This window comes from Rhizobium sp. O111, assembly GCF_055616315.1.
The window spans coordinates 879,535-896,027 of record NZ_JBSHXL010000003.1 but is presented as its reverse complement, the minus strand read 5'-3'; the positions used below and the strand labels follow the sequence as shown (position 1 = coordinate 896,027).

Annotated in this window: 14 protein-coding genes and 6 pseudogenes; 11 read left to right on the top strand and 9 right to left on the bottom strand. The window is 55.3% G+C overall.

Going from position 1 to position 16,493, the window contains the following annotated elements; all coding sequences use genetic code 11:
• Positions 1 to 167: 167 nt before the first annotated feature.
• Positions 168 to 932 (top strand): annotated as a pseudogene (locus ACVTFQ_RS30165) (IS110 family RNA-guided transposase); the annotation flags it as partial.
• Positions 933 to 1,371: 439 nt separating this feature from the next.
• Here ACVTFQ_RS30165 and ACVTFQ_RS30160 read toward each other — a convergent pair.
• Positions 1,372 to 2,067, bottom strand: a complete 696-nt coding sequence (locus ACVTFQ_RS30160) for a FadR/GntR family transcriptional regulator (protein ID WP_111564754.1) — start codon at positions 2,065 to 2,067, stop codon at positions 1,372 to 1,374.
• A gap of 173 nt (positions 2,068 to 2,240) precedes the next feature.
• Here ACVTFQ_RS30160 and ACVTFQ_RS30155 point away from each other — a divergent pair, with 173 nt between their 5' ends.
• The 5 genes from ACVTFQ_RS30155 (at position 2,241) to hydA (ending at position 7,240) form a co-directional block, all read left to right on the top strand.
• Entirely contained in the window at positions 2,241 to 3,020 is a 780-nt protein-coding gene (locus tag ACVTFQ_RS30155) for an ABC transporter substrate-binding protein (protein ID WP_413394208.1), read from the top strand.
• 63 nt (positions 3,021 to 3,083) lie between these two features.
• On the top strand, positions 3,084 to 3,755 hold the full coding sequence (locus tag ACVTFQ_RS30150; RefSeq protein ID WP_112436348.1) for an amino acid ABC transporter permease: 672 nt from the start codon (positions 3,084 to 3,086) through the stop codon (positions 3,753 to 3,755).
• Positions 3,755 to 4,504, top strand: coding sequence for an amino acid ABC transporter ATP-binding protein (locus ACVTFQ_RS30145; protein WP_111564757.1), 750 nt, complete (start codon positions 3,755 to 3,757; stop codon positions 4,502 to 4,504). The genes ACVTFQ_RS30150 and ACVTFQ_RS30145 overlap by 1 nt, the downstream gene beginning before the upstream one ends.
• 22 nt (positions 4,505 to 4,526) lie before the next feature.
• Positions 4,527 to 5,789 carry a cysteine desulfurase-like protein gene (locus ACVTFQ_RS30140; protein WP_470424463.1) on the top strand — a complete coding sequence of 421 codons (1,263 nt, stop codon included), beginning with the start codon at positions 4,527 to 4,529 and terminating at the stop codon, positions 5,787 to 5,789.
• Between the two features lie 29 nt (positions 5,790 to 5,818).
• Entirely contained in the window at positions 5,819 to 7,240 is a 1,422-nt protein-coding gene (gene hydA, locus ACVTFQ_RS30135; RefSeq protein WP_112982286.1) for a dihydropyrimidinase, read from the top strand.
• Between the two features lie 136 nt (positions 7,241 to 7,376).
• On the opposite strand, the pseudogene ACVTFQ_RS30130 reads toward hydA, so the two are convergent.
• The 3 genes and pseudogenes from ACVTFQ_RS30130 to ACVTFQ_RS30120 all read right to left on the bottom strand — a co-directional run.
• Positions 7,377 to 7,661, bottom strand: a pseudogene (locus ACVTFQ_RS30130) (type II toxin-antitoxin system RelE/ParE family toxin); the annotation flags it as partial.
• Positions 7,658 to 7,900, bottom strand: a complete 243-nt coding sequence (locus ACVTFQ_RS30125; RefSeq protein ID WP_470424462.1) for a type II toxin-antitoxin system ParD family antitoxin — start codon at positions 7,898 to 7,900, stop codon at positions 7,658 to 7,660. The pseudogene ACVTFQ_RS30130 and the gene ACVTFQ_RS30125, both read right to left, overlap by 4 nt.
• 165 nt (positions 7,901 to 8,065) lie before the next feature.
• Positions 8,066 to 8,318 (bottom strand): annotated as a pseudogene (locus ACVTFQ_RS30120) (winged helix-turn-helix domain-containing protein); the annotation flags it as partial.
• 5 nt (positions 8,319 to 8,323) lie between these two features.
• Here ACVTFQ_RS30120 and ACVTFQ_RS30115 point away from each other — a divergent pair.
• Positions 8,324 to 8,707 (top strand): annotated as a pseudogene (locus ACVTFQ_RS30115) (hypothetical protein); the annotation flags it as partial.
• A gap of 1 nt (position 8,708) precedes the next feature.
• Here the strand turns inward: ACVTFQ_RS30115 and ACVTFQ_RS30110 are convergent.
• Positions 8,709 to 9,446 (bottom strand): annotated as a pseudogene (locus ACVTFQ_RS30110) (IS110 family RNA-guided transposase); the annotation flags it as partial.
• 401 nt (positions 9,447 to 9,847) lie between these two features.
• Here ACVTFQ_RS30110 and ACVTFQ_RS30105 point away from each other — a divergent pair.
• Positions 9,848 to 10,426 (top strand): response regulator transcription factor, encoded by a 579-nt coding sequence (locus ACVTFQ_RS30105; RefSeq protein ID WP_112949860.1) that lies wholly within the window; start codon positions 9,848 to 9,850, stop codon positions 10,424 to 10,426.
• A 438-nt stretch (positions 10,427 to 10,864) separates the two neighbouring features.
• Here the strand turns inward: ACVTFQ_RS30105 and ACVTFQ_RS30100 are convergent, their stop codons facing one another.
• On the bottom strand, positions 10,865 to 11,410 hold the full coding sequence (locus tag ACVTFQ_RS30100; protein ID WP_470424635.1) for a fasciclin domain-containing protein: 546 nt from the start codon (positions 11,408 to 11,410) through the stop codon (positions 10,865 to 10,867).
• Positions 11,411 to 11,675: 265 nt separating this feature from the next.
• Positions 11,676 to 11,855, bottom strand: a complete 180-nt coding sequence (locus ACVTFQ_RS30095) for a cupin domain-containing protein (RefSeq protein ID WP_470424461.1) — start codon at positions 11,853 to 11,855, stop codon at positions 11,676 to 11,678.
• Positions 11,856 to 12,312: 457 nt separating this feature from the next.
• Between ACVTFQ_RS30095 and ACVTFQ_RS30090 the strand changes: the two are divergent.
• Positions 12,313 to 12,714 (top strand): annotated as a pseudogene (locus ACVTFQ_RS30090) (transposase); the annotation flags it as partial.
• A gap of 405 nt (positions 12,715 to 13,119) precedes the next feature.
• Here the strand turns inward: ACVTFQ_RS30090 and ACVTFQ_RS30085 are convergent.
• Entirely contained in the window at positions 13,120 to 14,115 is a 996-nt protein-coding gene (locus tag ACVTFQ_RS30085; RefSeq protein ID WP_470424460.1) for an NAD(P)/FAD-dependent oxidoreductase, read from the bottom strand.
• A 71-nt stretch (positions 14,116 to 14,186) separates the two neighbouring features.
• A complete protein-coding gene (locus ACVTFQ_RS30080) occupies positions 14,187 to 14,795 on the bottom strand; it encodes a Urease operon accessory protein (RefSeq protein ID WP_470424459.1) in 609 nt (202 codons plus the stop codon).
• Positions 14,796 to 14,935: 140 nt separating this feature from the next.
• On the opposite strand from ACVTFQ_RS30080, the gene folE reads away from it, so the two are divergent.
• Positions 14,936 to 15,544, top strand: coding sequence for a GTP cyclohydrolase I FolE (gene folE / locus ACVTFQ_RS30075; protein ID WP_112949852.1), 609 nt, complete (start codon positions 14,936 to 14,938; stop codon positions 15,542 to 15,544).
• A 38-nt stretch (positions 15,545 to 15,582) separates the two neighbouring features.
• Positions 15,583 to 16,290, top strand: a complete 708-nt coding sequence (locus ACVTFQ_RS30070) for an SDR family NAD(P)-dependent oxidoreductase (protein ID WP_470424458.1) — start codon at positions 15,583 to 15,585, stop codon at positions 16,288 to 16,290.
• The last annotated feature ends 203 nt before the right edge of the window (positions 16,291 to 16,493 follow it).

Here is a 16,493-nt window from a genome sequence, read left to right as displayed (position 1 = left end):
CTGAGAATCTATATCGCTAGCTGAGACTTCTGTGGCTCTTGAACATGGGGTAATCGCGGGTCGGTTTCCCCAAAGGCATTGCCTCAGCAATATCTGACATGGTTGGTTGCCCCCGGTAAGATGGAAATACGGGCTCACGATTGGAACCGGGCCCGGCTGAAACCCTCAACAAGACTGATGCCAATGATGCGGATGGCCTAGCGCAGTTGGCAGAAGCCGGATTTTACAAAGTCGTGCGAGTAAAGACTTTCGACAACATGGTGACGCGCACACTGGTGGCAGCGCGTAGCCAGCTCTTAAGCATTTCCAAGCAGCTCAGCAACCAAATACGTGGCCTCTTAAAAACGTTTGGTCTCATCGTACCCAAAGGGAAAGGCGGGGCATTTGATGCTAATGTGAGAGCGCTGCTAGATGGAAATAGCGGCCTGGCAGCTGTGATATTGCCCCTGCTCGAAGCATGGCGCGACATACGTAAGCGCGCATCCAATCTTGATCACCAATTGCTCGTAGCTTCCAGACAGAGCCGGGCTAAGAAGCTCCTGATGACGATTCCAGGCGTTGGTGCCGTCACGGCCGTCTCGTACATTGCCGCGATCGAAGATCCCGAAAACCTCCCCACCTCGCGCTCAGTCGGCGCTTTGCTAGGGCTGACGACGCGGCGCTATCAGTCTGGCGAAATAGATTATGGTGGCCATATCTCGCGACGCGGTGACAGTCGGCTGCGAGGATTACTCTACGAGGCAGCAACCGTTCTCTTAACAACAACCACTGCTAGGACCGAATGCAGTCTAAAGACCTGGGGGCTGATGCTGCGTGAGCGGCTGGGCTTCAAACGTGCCGCGGTTGCTTTTGCGCGAAAACTTGCCGTCATAATGCATAGCATGCTCAAGGCCGGGGAAGCGTTCAATCCATTGGGCGGCGCAGCGGCTTAACCGAAGCGCCGGCCTACCTGCCTCAGCACCTCAATCCGACTGGGATGCTGGGCGTCCCTGCTGTGGACGTGGGTTAGGTCATTCCGTCGATTCCGTCGCAGCTCATTGAGACTGCGTCTTGAACATAGGAAGACCTGCCCTGCGAAAACCCATCTTGCGGCGACTGCATGTCGACCGCGGAGACAACCGTGCTCCCAGCACCGGACGAATTTGCAGGGATGAAAGATGTCGAAAGAAAATCTAGGAAAGATGTCGCGCTAGCAACACGGCAATGACGTACCTCGTTTAAAATCTGCTTGACCCGATGCAAGCGATTAGACAACGGAATCGAACACCCGTTTACTTAGATAATTACCTCGGTAGAATTCATTAAATTAGGAACGGAACAGAGCCTTTCAGTCAGCACAGTGTCGTAGATGCGTCTCCCTCGATCACTTTTCTACGGCTGCAATCCGGCGCAACGCGCGGTATTTCGAATATGCGTTTCCATCTCATTGCGCGCCAAATCTCCGTCATTGGCCTTTAGAGCTGCGATAATGCGGCGGTGTTCCGCAATTGATTGTCGCATTCGTTCCGGATCCGTGATGGGGATAGGCTGACGCTGCGTTTCCGTAACCTGATCGCGCACCGTCTGGTAAAGTGCCTTCAGCATGGTGTTGGCGCAGGCGGACACGATGATGCCGTGAAACTCCAGATCGGCATCAACATTGGCGAGCAGGTCCTGATTAGCCCAGCACTCCTCCATGGTCTTGGTTGCCTTTTCCATCATATCGAGCTGTGCCTGGGACAGTCGCCCAGCGGAAAGGCGGGCGATCTCACCCTCTAGCAGGATACGGGTCTGGAAAACATCAAAAACAGAATAACTTTCGGAATAACGCCACGGCGCCATGTTGCCCGTTTGGCCGACAGTCCCATCACCGGCGGCCACGAATGTCCCTCTCCCAGCTTCCGTTTTAAGCAAGCCCAATGTCTCGAGCGTTAATAGTGCCTCGCGTAACGATGCTCGGCTAATACCGAATCTCTGGGAGAACTCACGTTGAGAAGGGACTTTTTCGCCTGCTTTCAATTCTCCAGACTGGATCATGGCCTGGATTTCGCGGGCAACCGATTGTGGTAAAAGCGTTTTATTCAGCATCCGATCCTTGCTCCCTGAAACCTACACTGCCTCTTTCGATACATTTTTCAAATGGGATCTTGCAAAGGATTAAAGCGCGTGCTTGTCTGGTCATACTGGTCTGACCAGTTAGACCAACGTAGATTGGCTTGAATCATAAAACAAGGGGTTCTCAAATGCTTCACGTTTCACGCATGAAAAGTACATTTCTAGCCGGACTGATATCGGCGCTCGGCGTCTTCAGCGTCCATGCTGCTGATCTGACGGTCGGTGCCAACATTGGTAACGTGCCATGGGAGTTTCAAGATGCCAGCGGGAAAACCGTTGGTTTCGAAGTCGATCTCGTCAACGAAATCGCAAAGCGCCTTGGCAAGTCGGTGGAGTTCGTCAACACGCCGTTCAACGGGCTCTTTCCCGCTGTTCAGTCCGGCCGTATTAATATGGCGATTTCATCGATTACCATCACTGAAAAGCGCTTGGCGTCGGTTAGCTTCGCCCAGCCATACTACGATAGCGATCAGTCTCTGACCGTGACAGCAGCTTCCGGCATCACCGGCCTGAAGGACATGAGTGGCAAGGTCGTTGGCGTAGACACCGGATCGACGGGCGATATGTGGGCGGAAGCCCATAAGGGTGATTACAAGCTTGGCGAAATCCGCAAGTTCGAAGGATTGCAGCCCGCCATGCTCGATCTCGTTGCCGGCCGTGTCGATGGCTATATCTCCGACATTCCGGCACTGCTCTACTACGCCAAGGACAAGCCGGAGCTAAAGGTCGTCGAGCGTATTCCGACAGGCGAAAAATACTCGATCATGTTCAACAAGGGCGATCCGTTGGCCGCAGAGGTCAACGCGGTTATCACCAAGCTGAAGGGCGAGGGCTTCATCGCCAAGTTGCATGAAACTTGGTTCGGCGCGAAGGCCGAGGACACGACCTCGACCGTTGCCGTACTTGATATGCCCAAGGCCAAGTAGGCTTACACCGCGTCTGGCGGGACTACTCGTGTCCCGCCAGATTGCCAAGGGAGCCTGTCCGGCATGAACCTCATAAATACCTTCTTCAACGTTCCCGTATTTCTCAACAGCTTGCCGCAATTGCTTTGGGGACTTGTTGTCACCATTCAGATCGGTATTGCCAGCATCCTTTGCGGTCTGGTCGGCGGTCTATTTCTGGCGGTGGCACGTCTTTATGCGCCGGCCACTTTCACGCCGCTGATCCGTATCTACATCGACATCTTCCGGTCGATCCCTTTGCTGGTGCTGTTGATCATTATCTATTACGCCCTCCCATTCGTCGGGATCCGGCTGTCGCCATTCTTCTCTGCTGTGACCGCGCTATCCTTGGTCTCTGCCGCCTATACCGCGGAAATCTTTCGCGCTGGCATCGAGGCTGTTCCCCACGGTCAATTTGAAGCATCCGCAGCCCTTGGCCTCTCCAACCGCAACACGATGGTGGATATCATTCTTCCGCAGGCCATCCGGATCGTCATTCCACCGCTTACCAACAACTGCATCAATGTCATGAAGGACACCGCCCTTGCATCGGTCGTCGCCATGCCGGACTTGTTAAAACAGGCAACCCAAGCGCAGGCGCTCAACGCCAACCCGACGCCGCTGATCGGTGCGGCCCTAATCTACATCGCCCTGCTCTGGCCAATGGTCGCCCTGGTGGCGCGGCTTGAAAGACATTTCAATCGGGGGAAACGCTGATGGAAAAGACCACACCCCCACTGATTTCGATCCGCGGGCTGACTAAAGCGTATGGGCTATTTACCGTTCTGCATGGCATTGACCTCGATGTGGCAGAAGGCGAAGTCGTCTGCGTTATCGGCCCTTCCGGTTCCGGCAAATCCACGCTCATTCGCTGCATCAATCATCTGGAAGCCTTTCAGCCAGATAGCAGCATCACCGTAGATGGTATTCGCGTTGCGCCCGGCCCGGCCCTAGCCAAGGTGCGTGCCGAAGTCGGCATGGTGTTCCAGTCGTTCAATCTGTTTCCGCACATGACCGTTCTGAGAAACGTCATGATCGCTCCCATGAGGGTTCGAAAGACACCAGAGGCGGAAGCCGAACGCAAGGCGCGCGAGCTTTTGGCCCGCGTCGGGATTTCTGAGCAGGCAGGGAAATTTCCAGGTCAACTCTCAGGCGGTCAGCAGCAGCGTGTGGCCATCGCCCGGGCGCTGGCCATGGAGCCACGAGTTCTGCTGTTTGACGAGCCAACATCGGCTCTCGATCCGGAAATGGTCGGCGAAGTGCTGGATGTCATGCGCAAACTGGCCGGCACCGGAGTGACCATGGTGATTGTCACACACGAGATGGGTTTTGCCCGTCAGGTGGCAGACCGCGTCATCTTCATGGATGGCGGGCGCCTCGTCGAGGCAGGCACACCTTCAGACATCTTCGACAATCCAAAAGAGGCAAGGACGCGTGGCTTCCTTCGCGCCGTCCTCAATCACTGAGACCATTCGGGAGACACTAGGAATGACCACCTCATCACCGCTCGACCTCGACTACGTGCGCAGCCAGTTCCCAGGCCTAAACCGCGGCTGGACCTATTTTGACAATGCCGGCGGATCTCAGATCCTTAAAGGCGCACTGGATCGCATCAATAAATTTCTGATCGAAAAGAACGTGCAGATCGGCGGGTCCTACGCCGTATCGCAGGCGGCCGCCGAAGCGCTCTACGAAGCGCGGACTGCAGCAATGCACCTGGTCAACGCTTCGTATCCGGAAGAGATCGTCTTCGGCAATTCCACCACAGCGTTGCTGCAGAACCTTGCCCGCGCGATGCAGAGCCAGCTTTCGTCAGGCGACGAGATCGTCGTCACGGTCAGCGATCACGAATCGAATATCGGCCCCTGGGACCGGCTGAAAGAGGCGGGCATCACGCTGAAGATCTGGCCGCTCAACAAAGACACGTTGATGCTCGATCTCGCGGACCTGGCGCTGCTGATGAGCGATCGCACCAAGCTCGTCTGCGTCACACACGTTTCCAACATCCTTGGATCGATCAATCCGATCCGCGAGATCGCCGATTTCGTGCATGCGCGTGGCGCAAAAATTTGCGTCGATGCCGTGGCATTTGCCCCGCACCGTGCCGTTGACGTACAGGCCCTAGACGCCGATTATTACGTCTTCAGCCTCTACAAGACTTATGGCCCACATTACGCGCTGATGTATGGCAAACATGACCTGCTGCTCGAACTCGACACGCTATACCATTATTTCTACGGCAAGGACAAAGTGCCAGGCAAGCTGGAGCCGGGCAATCCCAACTATGAACTGGCATATTCCACATGCGGCATCGTTGATTATCTAGCCGCACTCGGCGAACAGGCAGGCGAGACCGGACCGGTGCGCCAGAAAATAGAGGCAGCCTTTGCGGCAATCACCGCACAGGAAAATCTTCTGACGGAAAGGCTCCTGGGCTACCTACGATCTCGAAACGATTGCCGGATTGTTGGCCAGGCCAACCAGGACGAGAAGCGCGTGCCTACAATTGCCTTCCGCTTCGATGGCCGTGAGGCCGGCGAGTTGTGCAAAGCAATGGACGGCGAAAACATCGCCATGCGTTTCGGGGATTTCCATTCGAAACGGCTTGCCGAATATCTTGAGCTGACCGACCATGGCGGCATGCTGAGGGTGTCCATGGTTCATTACAATACGCTGGAAGAGGTCGATCGCTTCACGGCAGCACTTGACCGTATTCTGGCTGGAGATGCGGGATTTGCGAAAGCAAGCTGAGCTGTGAACGACAAGGAGGACAGGGAATGATGCGTTTCGATACGGTGATCAGGCACGGAACCGTGGTGACGGCAAGCGACACGTTCGTCAGCGATGTCGGCATCAAGGATGGTCGTATCGTTGCACTTGCCGCTGACCTGACCGATGCCGACGAGATGATAGACGCCACGGGACTCTTCGTGATGCCCGGCGGTATCGACAGCCATGTCCATCTTGACCAGCCCTCCGGCGATGGCATCGTCATGGCCGATGACTTCGACAGCGGCACCCGCTCCGCCGCCATTGGCGGCAACAGCACAGTTTTGGCCTTCTGCATGCAGGAAAAGGGACAGTCGCTTCGGGAGGCATTGAAGGTCTATCATGCCAAGGCAGAAGGGAAATGCCACGTAGACGTTGCCTTTCATCTGGTCATCACCGATCCGACTCCAGAAGTCCTCGGCCAGGAACTACCAGCATTGGTGCAGGACGGCTATACCTCGTTGAAAGTCTTCATGACCTATGAAGGCCTGCGGTTGCGCGACGACGAAATTCTTGCGACGCTGGATGCGGCACGCCGCACCGGCGCTCTCGTCATGGTTCACTGCGAGAACGAGGATGCGATCCGCTACCTGATCGGCCGGCATGAGGAAGAGGGCAAGTTCGCGCCGAAGTTCCACGCCACGACGCGGCCCGTTGCCGCCGAGCGAGAAGCCACCCACCGGGCACTTTCGCTTGCCGAAATCGTGGATGTGCCGGTCGTGATCGTCCACGTTTCGAACCGCGAGGCGATGGAGGAAATACGCCGCGCCCGCCAGCGCGGCCAGAAAATTGTTGGCGAAACCTGCCCGCAATATCTGATGTTGACCGCCGGCGATCTGGATCAGAACGAGATGGAGGGCGCCAAATATGTCTGCTCTCCACCGCCGCGTGACAAAGCGAGCCAGGATGCCTGCTGGGAGGGGTTGGAACAGGGCGTGTTCGATCTTTTTTCGTCCGATCATTGCCCTTTCCGTTTCGATGACCCCGAAGGAAAATTGAATGAGAAAGGCAAGCGGCATTTCCGTTGGATTCCGAACGGCATTCCCGGGGTTGCCACACGCTTGCCGATTCTTTTCTCTGAAGGTGTCATGAAGGGCCGGATCGACATCAACCAGTTCGTTGCGGTGACCTCGACCAACCATGCCAAGCTTTATGGTATTTATCCGCGCAAAGGCACGATTGCCATCGGTGCCGATGCCGACATTGCGTTATGGGATCCGGACAAAAGAGTCACTGTGACAAATGATATCCTGCAGCACGGCGCCGACTATACACCTTATGAAGGGCAGGAGGTGCGTGGCTGGCCAGTGCAACTGCTCTTGGGTGGCCAGACGATCGTGAAGGATGGGCTTCTAGCCCAGCAGAAGAGACGCGGCAACTACCTCCAGAGAAATCGATCTTCCCTCGTGTCGAAAGGCAAGTACCCCAGCTAGATAAAGCGTCGAAAAGTCCAAACCCGCTCACCGATTGGAAGCCCGGCTCAGCCACGCGCGTTCTATTTTAGGCTTTTGATAGGATCAGAACTACTTGCGTACCAAATGTTAAACTTCGTCCACCGCACCACGCTGGATCGCTCGCCCAATCTTCATGCCCGTGACGAATTCTTATGACGAACACGTTGTCATCTTCGATTATCCGAAACACGATCAGGTGCGCTTTGAAGGATGAATTCTGACCGGCGACTTAATCTCGAAACTCTCGCGAGCAATCCGTGGATTATCGGCGATCAAATCAAGTAAATCGAAAGGTTCATTGTTGTAGCGACCGTGCCTGCGGTGTTCCGAATATGCGCAAACCTTGCTCGGCGATCGCGACGACGTCCTCTTCCGCCTCGACAGATAACGTATATCTCATGATTTATTGGCACGAGCTTCAGCCTCAGCAAACAAGTCATGCTTCGATCGCACTCCAACGCCGCTCTCGAGCCCGGCGTCTACGAAACTCCGCATCGCTGCGACCTTGTCATTCCGGACCTGGTCACGGCGGATCAAATCACGCACGTAATCGCTAACGTTTGAATACCGTCCTGTGCGAGTTTGTGCCTCGACGCAGTCCCTGATCGGATCCGGTAGGGATACGTTCATTATTGCCATCGGTACACTCCATCTACGTCCACTGTGAACCCATTTGACAAAGATTGTCAAAGGTCCGGCAGTCGGCCTCATAGTGATCGCGGCAACTGCTTGTGGAATGCCAGTGGCGCCCGGAAGCGGGTTCTTGAAGTGTTGGTGAAGGCGGAACCGTTTGCCCACCTATTTTCATGAACTGAGAGGCAGGGGATCGGTGCCCTAGCTTGGAATTATATCGATAGCTTAACCCACGGCCACGCTTGCGGCCAGTCACCTCATCAACGAAGCCCAATCGCTCCAGATCTGCAAGTGCAGCGTTGACCGTAGGTGCGGACAGACCTGTTATCTGAACAACCTGGTTGGCCGTGTGAAAAGGATTCTGTTGGAAAAGCTCGTGAATGCGAAGGGCCGAACCTGCTCTATCGCTCTCGACCGTGATCCGTGTCGGATGAAAGCCGTTACCCACGGCCAGCGGCCGAAGCCGTCAGGTCCTTCATGTTCCTCCAACCTGGCCTCCATCTCGGGCTTCGACATAAGAACCTTTGCCAAATTCGTGTCTGCCGCCGTGGAAACTACCCGACGTCAGAACGCCGGGTTGAAGATATGAGGTGCGGCGAGCAGCGCTGGAGTGATCGCGACCATGGGCGGGAGGTCTTTGCCCCCTCGGTCGCATTCAAAAACTCCGGCTCGTTCTTCGGGCGGAAACCATTTCGGCTGATCCTGCCAGATCTGCTCGATCTCTACGAATACCTTGATGCCCATATCGACCGTCATCGCGGTGTGCTCCTTGGAGGAGCCAAGGATCCCGGAACGCTTTTCGTCAAGACGGTGATCCTAGCCATGCGCCGAGATCGCGGGCGCGATCGAAGCTGCTGGCGTTTCCTATTGCAGCAACCAAAGCCGTGGCATTCAACACTCCAATACCCGGAATGGCTGTTAGCCGACGCCTTGCAAGATCATCTCGTGCGAGCGCCAAGAACTCAGAATTGAGCGCTGCCGTTTTGGCATCGAGCATATTCCACTCGCTTCGCAGTTCGACGATCAACTGGTGAATTCGCGCTGACAGACTGCTCTCCTGTTAGCGTGGAAGAGCGTCCAGCGCACTCTCGAATTTGCAACGGCCAGCAGAGAAGATCCGGCCCGCTCCAAAAGGATGGCGCGGTTCTGATTGATCAGCGTCGTTCTTTGAACACGACCGAACTCTGTGCAAGGACTGGATATCGAGTTGCTCTTTGCTTTTGAGATCGACGAACCGCATTGCCGGACGCGACGCAGCTTCGGCAATACCCTCCGCATCCCGATCGTCGTTCTTCTGCGCTTTCACATATAGTCGAACGTACTCTGAGACATCAGCCGAACCTCGTGCCCTTGAGCCACGAAGAGCCGACCAAGGTAGTGAGCGCCGCAACATACTTCCATAGCAATGACACACGTTGGCGTCTTGCTGTTAAAACTCAATTAGCGTCTGCCGCCGTATCGTTCGACGTACGATGATTGCACCGTGGTCGTCGACACCGACAACGCTGCAGCTATCCTTGCCGATGTCAGCACCCAAAATTGAAATCGTCATGGGTCGGCTCCTCTTCCTTCAATGACGGACCATCCTACTCCATGTCCTCTGAAGGGGGCCATCCCATAATCAACACCATTGCGACTAGCGAGTTTGGGAAGAGCGATCTCATCTTGTCAGCAGGAGGTGTACCACGGAGATCGCTGGTACCGGATAAACGCGGCCGCAATAGCAGAAAACGTGGATACGGTCTGTCTACTGTGTCCGCATTACCTTCCGAAGGTGTGGTAGGAGCGCCACGCGATAAGAGAGTAGCTCGACAAAATCTTCGTCGCGATAGGAACTCAGATTGTGGAAAAATGATCCGCACGCCAGGGATCGACGTAATTCAACCGTGATGAAAGATAAGTCGTTGAGGCTTAGGAACGTGTCTTTTGCTCAGGCCTAGAGGTGGCAAGACGATGGATCGAACCTATTTCACAGGTGTCTCGCGGCCGCTGGCCACAAGTGAGCCAAACCTTGTGTTGCTTATTGTCGATGATGACATCACCTTCGCGAGAAGGCTTGGCATGGCTTTTCGAGAGCGCGGACTGGCTGTGGAAATATCCACGACCATCGAGGAAGCTGAGGTCGCCATCAGGCTTCGTCAATTCGATATAGTTATCACTGACCTGCGTATCGGAACGGGTAGCGGCCTAGAACTCGTGGAACTAACGAGTGAGATTTCTCCAACAACAAAATTGCTCGTCCTCACTGGATACGGGGATGTTCGGGCAGTGGTGTCGGCGGTCAAACGCGGGGCCACAGAGTTTCTGAGCAAGCCCGCCGATGCCGATGAGATCTTGGAAGTACTAGGCATAAAGATCGAAGGAGACAGGTCCGCAGATCAATTCATCAAGTCCGCAGACCTGGTGCGATGGGAACATATCAATACGGTCTTCGACCAGACTGGCCGTAATATATCAGCGACAGCGCGACTGCTCCAGATGCATCGGCGCACGTTGCAAAGATTGCTGGCCCGTGGGCCTCCGGGCAGCTGAATTATCGATCAGTTACGCCATATTTGTTTTTTTGATCTGCCGACAAAATGCGGCGCATCAACTGCGTCCTACTCGAAATCATTTGAAGGCGGGACAGGCTCCCCGCCCCAGGAGCTGTCGCGGGCCGTATAAACGTGCGCAGGGGTTGGCGGCACGTCCGCCGACCCCTTTTTTAATGGAGATGGTGGTTGAAGTATGAGGATGACATGACAGTTTTCCACGATCCGGTCACAAGGTCTGTGATCGTCGTTTTCCGCGGGAAAACGATCATATTGAGAGGGCCGTTTCAAGATGGTCGAAGCGGAATTGCTGCCGGTGAAGAGTTGTGCAAAGAACTCGGATGGCAGTCAAATGAGCGACCTGAAAGCTCGGGATTAACGCAACCCGAATAGTCTATAAAACAAATGCCGAGCCGCTAAGGCGGCCCGGCATCTCTCATCACATTTTCGGCAAAAGAACCTTGTCGATGACGTGAATGACGCCATTCGATTGCTTCACGTCTGCGATCGTCACCGTTGCCGTTCCGCCTGCCTCGTCGGTCAACATGATCTTACCCATGCTTTCCCTGGCTTTCAGAACGCAGCCGCCGACGGTTTTGATATCATGCTCGCCACCATCGTCTTTGATCATCTTGGCAACGGTACTGGCCATTGCGTCGGCCGCAACGACATGGCAGGTGAGGATTTTCGTGAGCTTATCCTTGTTTTCAGGCTTCAAAAGCGTGTCAACGGTGCCTTTTGGAAGTGCTTCGAACGCTTCATTTGTCGGCGCAAACACCGTAAACGGCCCTTTGCCCTCAAGCGTGGAGACGAGACCAGCAGCTTTCACCGCAGCCACGAGCGTAGTATGATCTCTTGAATTGGCGGCATTTTCTACGATGTTCTTGTTTTCATACATGGCCGCACCACCGACACTCGGGTTTGCGGCATATGCACTGAAGCTACCTGTGGCGGTGGCGGCAATGGCAACGGCCGAAACTATCATAAGCTTTCTCATAGTCGTCTCCTCTCAATGCCGGCCTTCTGGCTCGGTACTGATTGTACGAACGACCATGGCGCCGGTTCAAAATTCTCTCCACGACACCGAAGAATTTGGTGCTTCAATGTATCACGAATTCGTAAGAACGCTCGAACGTGGACGATATCCGTCAGATGCCAATCAATGGCTGTATCATCCGCAACAATCTACTTTTGAAGCGCAGCAGCGAGGCATATGCAGTTCTTGCCGGCGTCGACCCTAGGCTGATGCATCAGCGTGTCGTCCGCATCTCGACATCACCGCGCGAAAATGTCGAAACCGCGTCGCTGACGCTGCCTTCAAGGACAAGTGTCAATTCCATGCCGCGGTGCGAATGCTCCGGAACTGGCTGACCAGCAGGTACTTTTAGCAGCCGTACAGTTGTCGTGTTGTCGCCGGTCGGTATCAACATCCGCGCTGCCCCGCGACCGAGTTCGCACAACTTCAGCCCGCCGGCGGCCTCGATGTATCCATTGAGGGGCTTGGGATAGGGTTTTATCCTGTCGAGGATTCTTTTTTATAGGCAGGACGTTTTCTATCTCTCCAGCATCGATCCTTGCCTTGAGGCTCTGCCAGCTCTGCGACACGTCAGTTTCATCGGGAAGCTCGCAGTCTAAATGGCCGCCGACACTCTCCAGGATGCCGAGCTTTGATCGACAGGCTGGGTAATAGCGAGATGAGTTGCTACAGCTACACTCCAGCGCTCTGTTAGATCGTGCCCCACCGAGCGGTGTGACTCGGTGGTAGCGCAGCCTCTCGCGAGCGCGCCCCCAATTGCGCTGTAGCGAGTGAGGGGCTGTGCGGGCGGCCATCAGTGTTTTCCGCTAGGGTCGAGTTGTTCAAGACACAACCTGACGGAAAGATCACTGATGACCACTGACATGATGAACGTGCGTTCGCTCGTTGAGAAGAGCGCGGATGCGGATTTGTTGCGCGAGATGATCGGCTTTGCCGCTGAATGGCTGATGGAACTGGAGGCCGGCTCAGCTACGGGTGCAGGTTTCGGGGAAAAGAACCCTATGCGGCTTGCGCAGCGCAATGGCTATCGTGACCGCGATTGGGAAACGCGAGCTGGTGCAGTCAGGCTTCGCATTCCGAAGCTGCGCGAAGGTAGCTACTTTCCGAGCTTCCTCGAACCGCGCCGCATGGCGGAGAAAGCTCTGACGGCTGTTATCCAAGAGGCGTACATTCAAGGAATATCGACACGGTCGGTCGATGATCTGGTCAAAGCCATGGGGATGAGCGGCATCTCCAAAAGCCATGTGAGCCGGTTTCGCGCCAGCGAGAGATGGTGGAAGCGGATTATGGCGGCCTTTGTGTTCGCAGTTTTTGTGTTCACGCGCGGACATACATTGGCATGCCGCTGCACCTCTGGAACGAAACTGGCAAGCCTGACCGCTTTCATCGTGCATCGATACGCGAGCATCGATCGTGACTGACTGTTTTACGGCTCGATCGCGTTCGTTAAGTGGCGCCAACGTGTTGAGTATCTTGGCGGGGCAGTGACAGGTCGTTTTGATTGCAACGGTAGATACTTCAGCAAAACCACGAGGGCTGTTCAAGAATCGATCGGAACCCTCTCAATATTTGAGGCGTGAGTTCGACACGTCAATACGGTGCCGGACCGGCAGCGAAAGCAGCCAGGTCAAGGCGGTAGCGGGATCGGCACGTGTGCATCAATTGCCGACGGCGCTTACGCCCTTTAGCGCCTTTGCGAGGCTCAATCCGCTCATGTACGCGGCCTCAACGCGTCCAGCGATACACCAGTCGCCGCAAGCCGCAAGCTGTGTTTGCTTATCCCACAGAAACGGCTCACGAGCGGGAGTTTCGACGTCAGCGTACCGCCACTTGTGGAGGACAGTAGTTTTGGCTTCCGCCAATTCGATCCGCATAAAGCGCTGTAAGCCTGTCATCATTTCCGCGTGGACGATATCGACGGGCAAGTCGATATTGGAATCGGCCCAGGCGGAATTGGCGTTGACCACGACCGATGCTGGGCCTGTGCGGCCTGGCTTCGTTTGGTTAAAAGCAATCCATCCGATGATGGGATCAGAAACGTGAGCGCCCGAGAAAGGAACGATGGTGTTGGCATCCCGTGTGATCATCAATGTGAAGCATGCGTGCATTCTGACATTATTTATAATCTGATGATGTGCGAACATCGATGGGAGCAGAGCCGCGGTTTGGGCAGCTGGCGCGGTCACGATGATCCAATCGAACGGCCCCTCCAAAACATCCCCGGCGCGGATGTGCCAACGAGCGGGCTCCCCAATAATTTCGTCTACTCTCAGACCCAGCCGGATGTCGAGGCCGGCGGATATCCATTTCGGCAGGGCGGTCATGGAAGGAACCGCGACGTATCGCGTCGAACTGGGAAAGACGCGCCGGACAGGGTTGCCTTCCGCCAACGAAACAACATCGCCCATCCACGGCTTAACGAGACCGATGCTACAAGCCTCATTCACGAGGTTGCCGAACTCCTCATCCCTCACCGTGAAATATTGTGCTCCGTGGTCGAATGCGACATCCCCGATCCGACGCGTTGCCATCCGACCGCCGACGCCTTTGCTTTTTTCAAAAATTGTTACGTCGGCAACTTTCGCAAGCGACTTCGCAACCGTGAGGCCTGCCATGCCTGCCCCGACAATCCCAACTCTCAATTTGGCTGCCACACATAACCTCCACTTTAAATGCCCGCCCTTCCATTTTGCGCTTGTGATCCACGCTGCACCGACAATCTGCGCTATAGCCTGCGCATGTGTCCCTGCGCTATCAGATTTTCAACCAAGCTGCGCTCGGTATCGAACGGATGACCATCCCATCCTTGATGTGAGAAACCAGCGAGTAAAACCTGATCGTCAGGAGCGGAGATCTCACCAATGACATAGGCGATGGCGAGCAATCCCGAGCTCGGAACCACATAGCTGACAGGCGTGAAAGCCTGAAGCTCCAAATCGACGAGTTCGTGATATCGGCGCGGTATCACCGCGAAGCGTTTGTTTGTTTCACCGGCGAAGCTGGCGAACTGTTCCGTGTAGTCGTCACAGAAGTCGTCGAGCGAAGGGTGTTGGATCGCAAGCAGCGGCTTTAGCTCGACGAATTTCGAAATATCGCGAACGCACCATATCGTTGCGGCTCTTTTGACGGCAGGATTGTTGCGCCAGGTCGTTGACCCGATCATCACTGCCGCTGGGCGACCGGTGTTGCACACGGCAACAATATCGGTTCGAACGCCGCCCTCGCCGACCGACCGGCAGTCATTAAACCTGATGACGAGATCACAGCTATCTATGGCGCTCGCGTCATCGTTCGAAAATGTGCCGTTGCCAACAATCGCGATGGTTTTCGCCATTGATCTCCGCTCCGTAGGACGAAGTGTCTACGACACTCTCACGCAACAGATCAAAAATTTGGTGTCCGCGTCCGCTGGATTTGATCCGGCCACAGACGCTGATCGTACCATCGGAGCAAAAAAACAGATGAGAAGTTACAATGGACGCAATCGTTGGCGAGACCGATTTTCGAGCCACCTCAGAAATGCCGACACGGGAGGAAGCCGAGGCCGCGGTGCGGACCTTGATCCGCTGGGCCGGCGACGATCCCTCGAGAGAGGGTCTTATCGATACGCCGAGGCGCGTGGCCAAGGCCTACGGTGAGCTCTTTTCCGGCTACGACACAGCCCCTGCAGACATCCTGGCGAAAACCTTTTCCGACGTTGCGGGATACAGTGACATGGTGATTGTCAAGGATATCGAATTCCATTCTCATTGCGAGCATCACATGGTGCCCTTTCACGGCGTTGCCCACATTGCCTATTTCCCGGATGGCGGCGTGCTTGGACTGTCAAAAATGGCTCGCCTTGTCGATCTCTTCGCACGCCGGCTGCAGACGCAAGAAACGATGACATCTCAGATTGCCAAGGCGCTGGACGAAAGTCTGCTGCCCAGAGGCGTGGCTGTCATGGTCGAAGCCGAGCACATGTGCATGGCGATGCGCGGCATTCGAAAACAGGGTGCTAGAACCATAACGACTACGTTTACCGGGCAATTCGAAAGTTCGGTAGCGGACCAGTCGCGCTTTATGCTGCTCGTCCGCGGCTGAGCTACTGTCCCGATTCTTACCATGAACAGGAGCATCGCATGGCCGACACATTGATGAAATCTCTCGATGCGGGATACTCGGCTCTTGTTATCGGGGCAACCGGCGGCATCGGGTCGGCGATTTCGGGCTGCCTCGCATCGGACCGAAACTGTTCAAAACTTGTTCAACTTTCGCGAAGCATTGACGGAATAAACATCACGAACGAGGAGACGATCCGCCTTGCGGCGGATGGATTGAAGTCAACGGCTTTCGACATGATCATCTGTGCCACCGGTGCACTGACAATCAATGGCATAGGCCCCGAGAAGTCTATCCGGCAAGTGTCGCAACAAGCCATGCTCGACCAGTTCGCCGTCAATGCCGTCGGACCCGCACTGATACTGAAATACTTCGTACCGCTGCTTGCCAGGAAAAAGCGAGTGATCTTCGCGTTCCTGTCGGCGCGTGTTGGTTCGATTGGCGACAATCGGCTCGGTGGATGGATTTCCTATCGATCGTCGAAAGCGGCGCTCAACCAGATCGTTCACACTGCCGCAATCGAGGTCACCAGGATAAATAAGGAATCGGTCGTCGTTGCAGTTCATCCGGGCAGTGTCATGACATCCTTGTCGGATCCGTTCTCCGCCGGCCATGAGAGATCAGAGCCAGAAAGCGCGGCTTCTGCAATACTCCAGGTGCTCGACAGTCTTCAGCCCGTCAACAGCGGCGGATTCTTCGCTTATGACGGCAAACCAATCGTATGGTAACGCTAAGTGACATCGGGAAGCATGGTTCGGATCTAGCATCCGAGAATTGGGGCGACTTTGGCTCGGCTTCGTAGCGATGCGGCAATTGGCGGTGCGATCGGCTTTGGGCAGCTGTTGGTGACCCCGAAACTATCTACGAGGGACAATCAGCCTTAATACAGACTGAGCGAAAAAAGCCAGTCAATGGATGGCAGGTACAACCA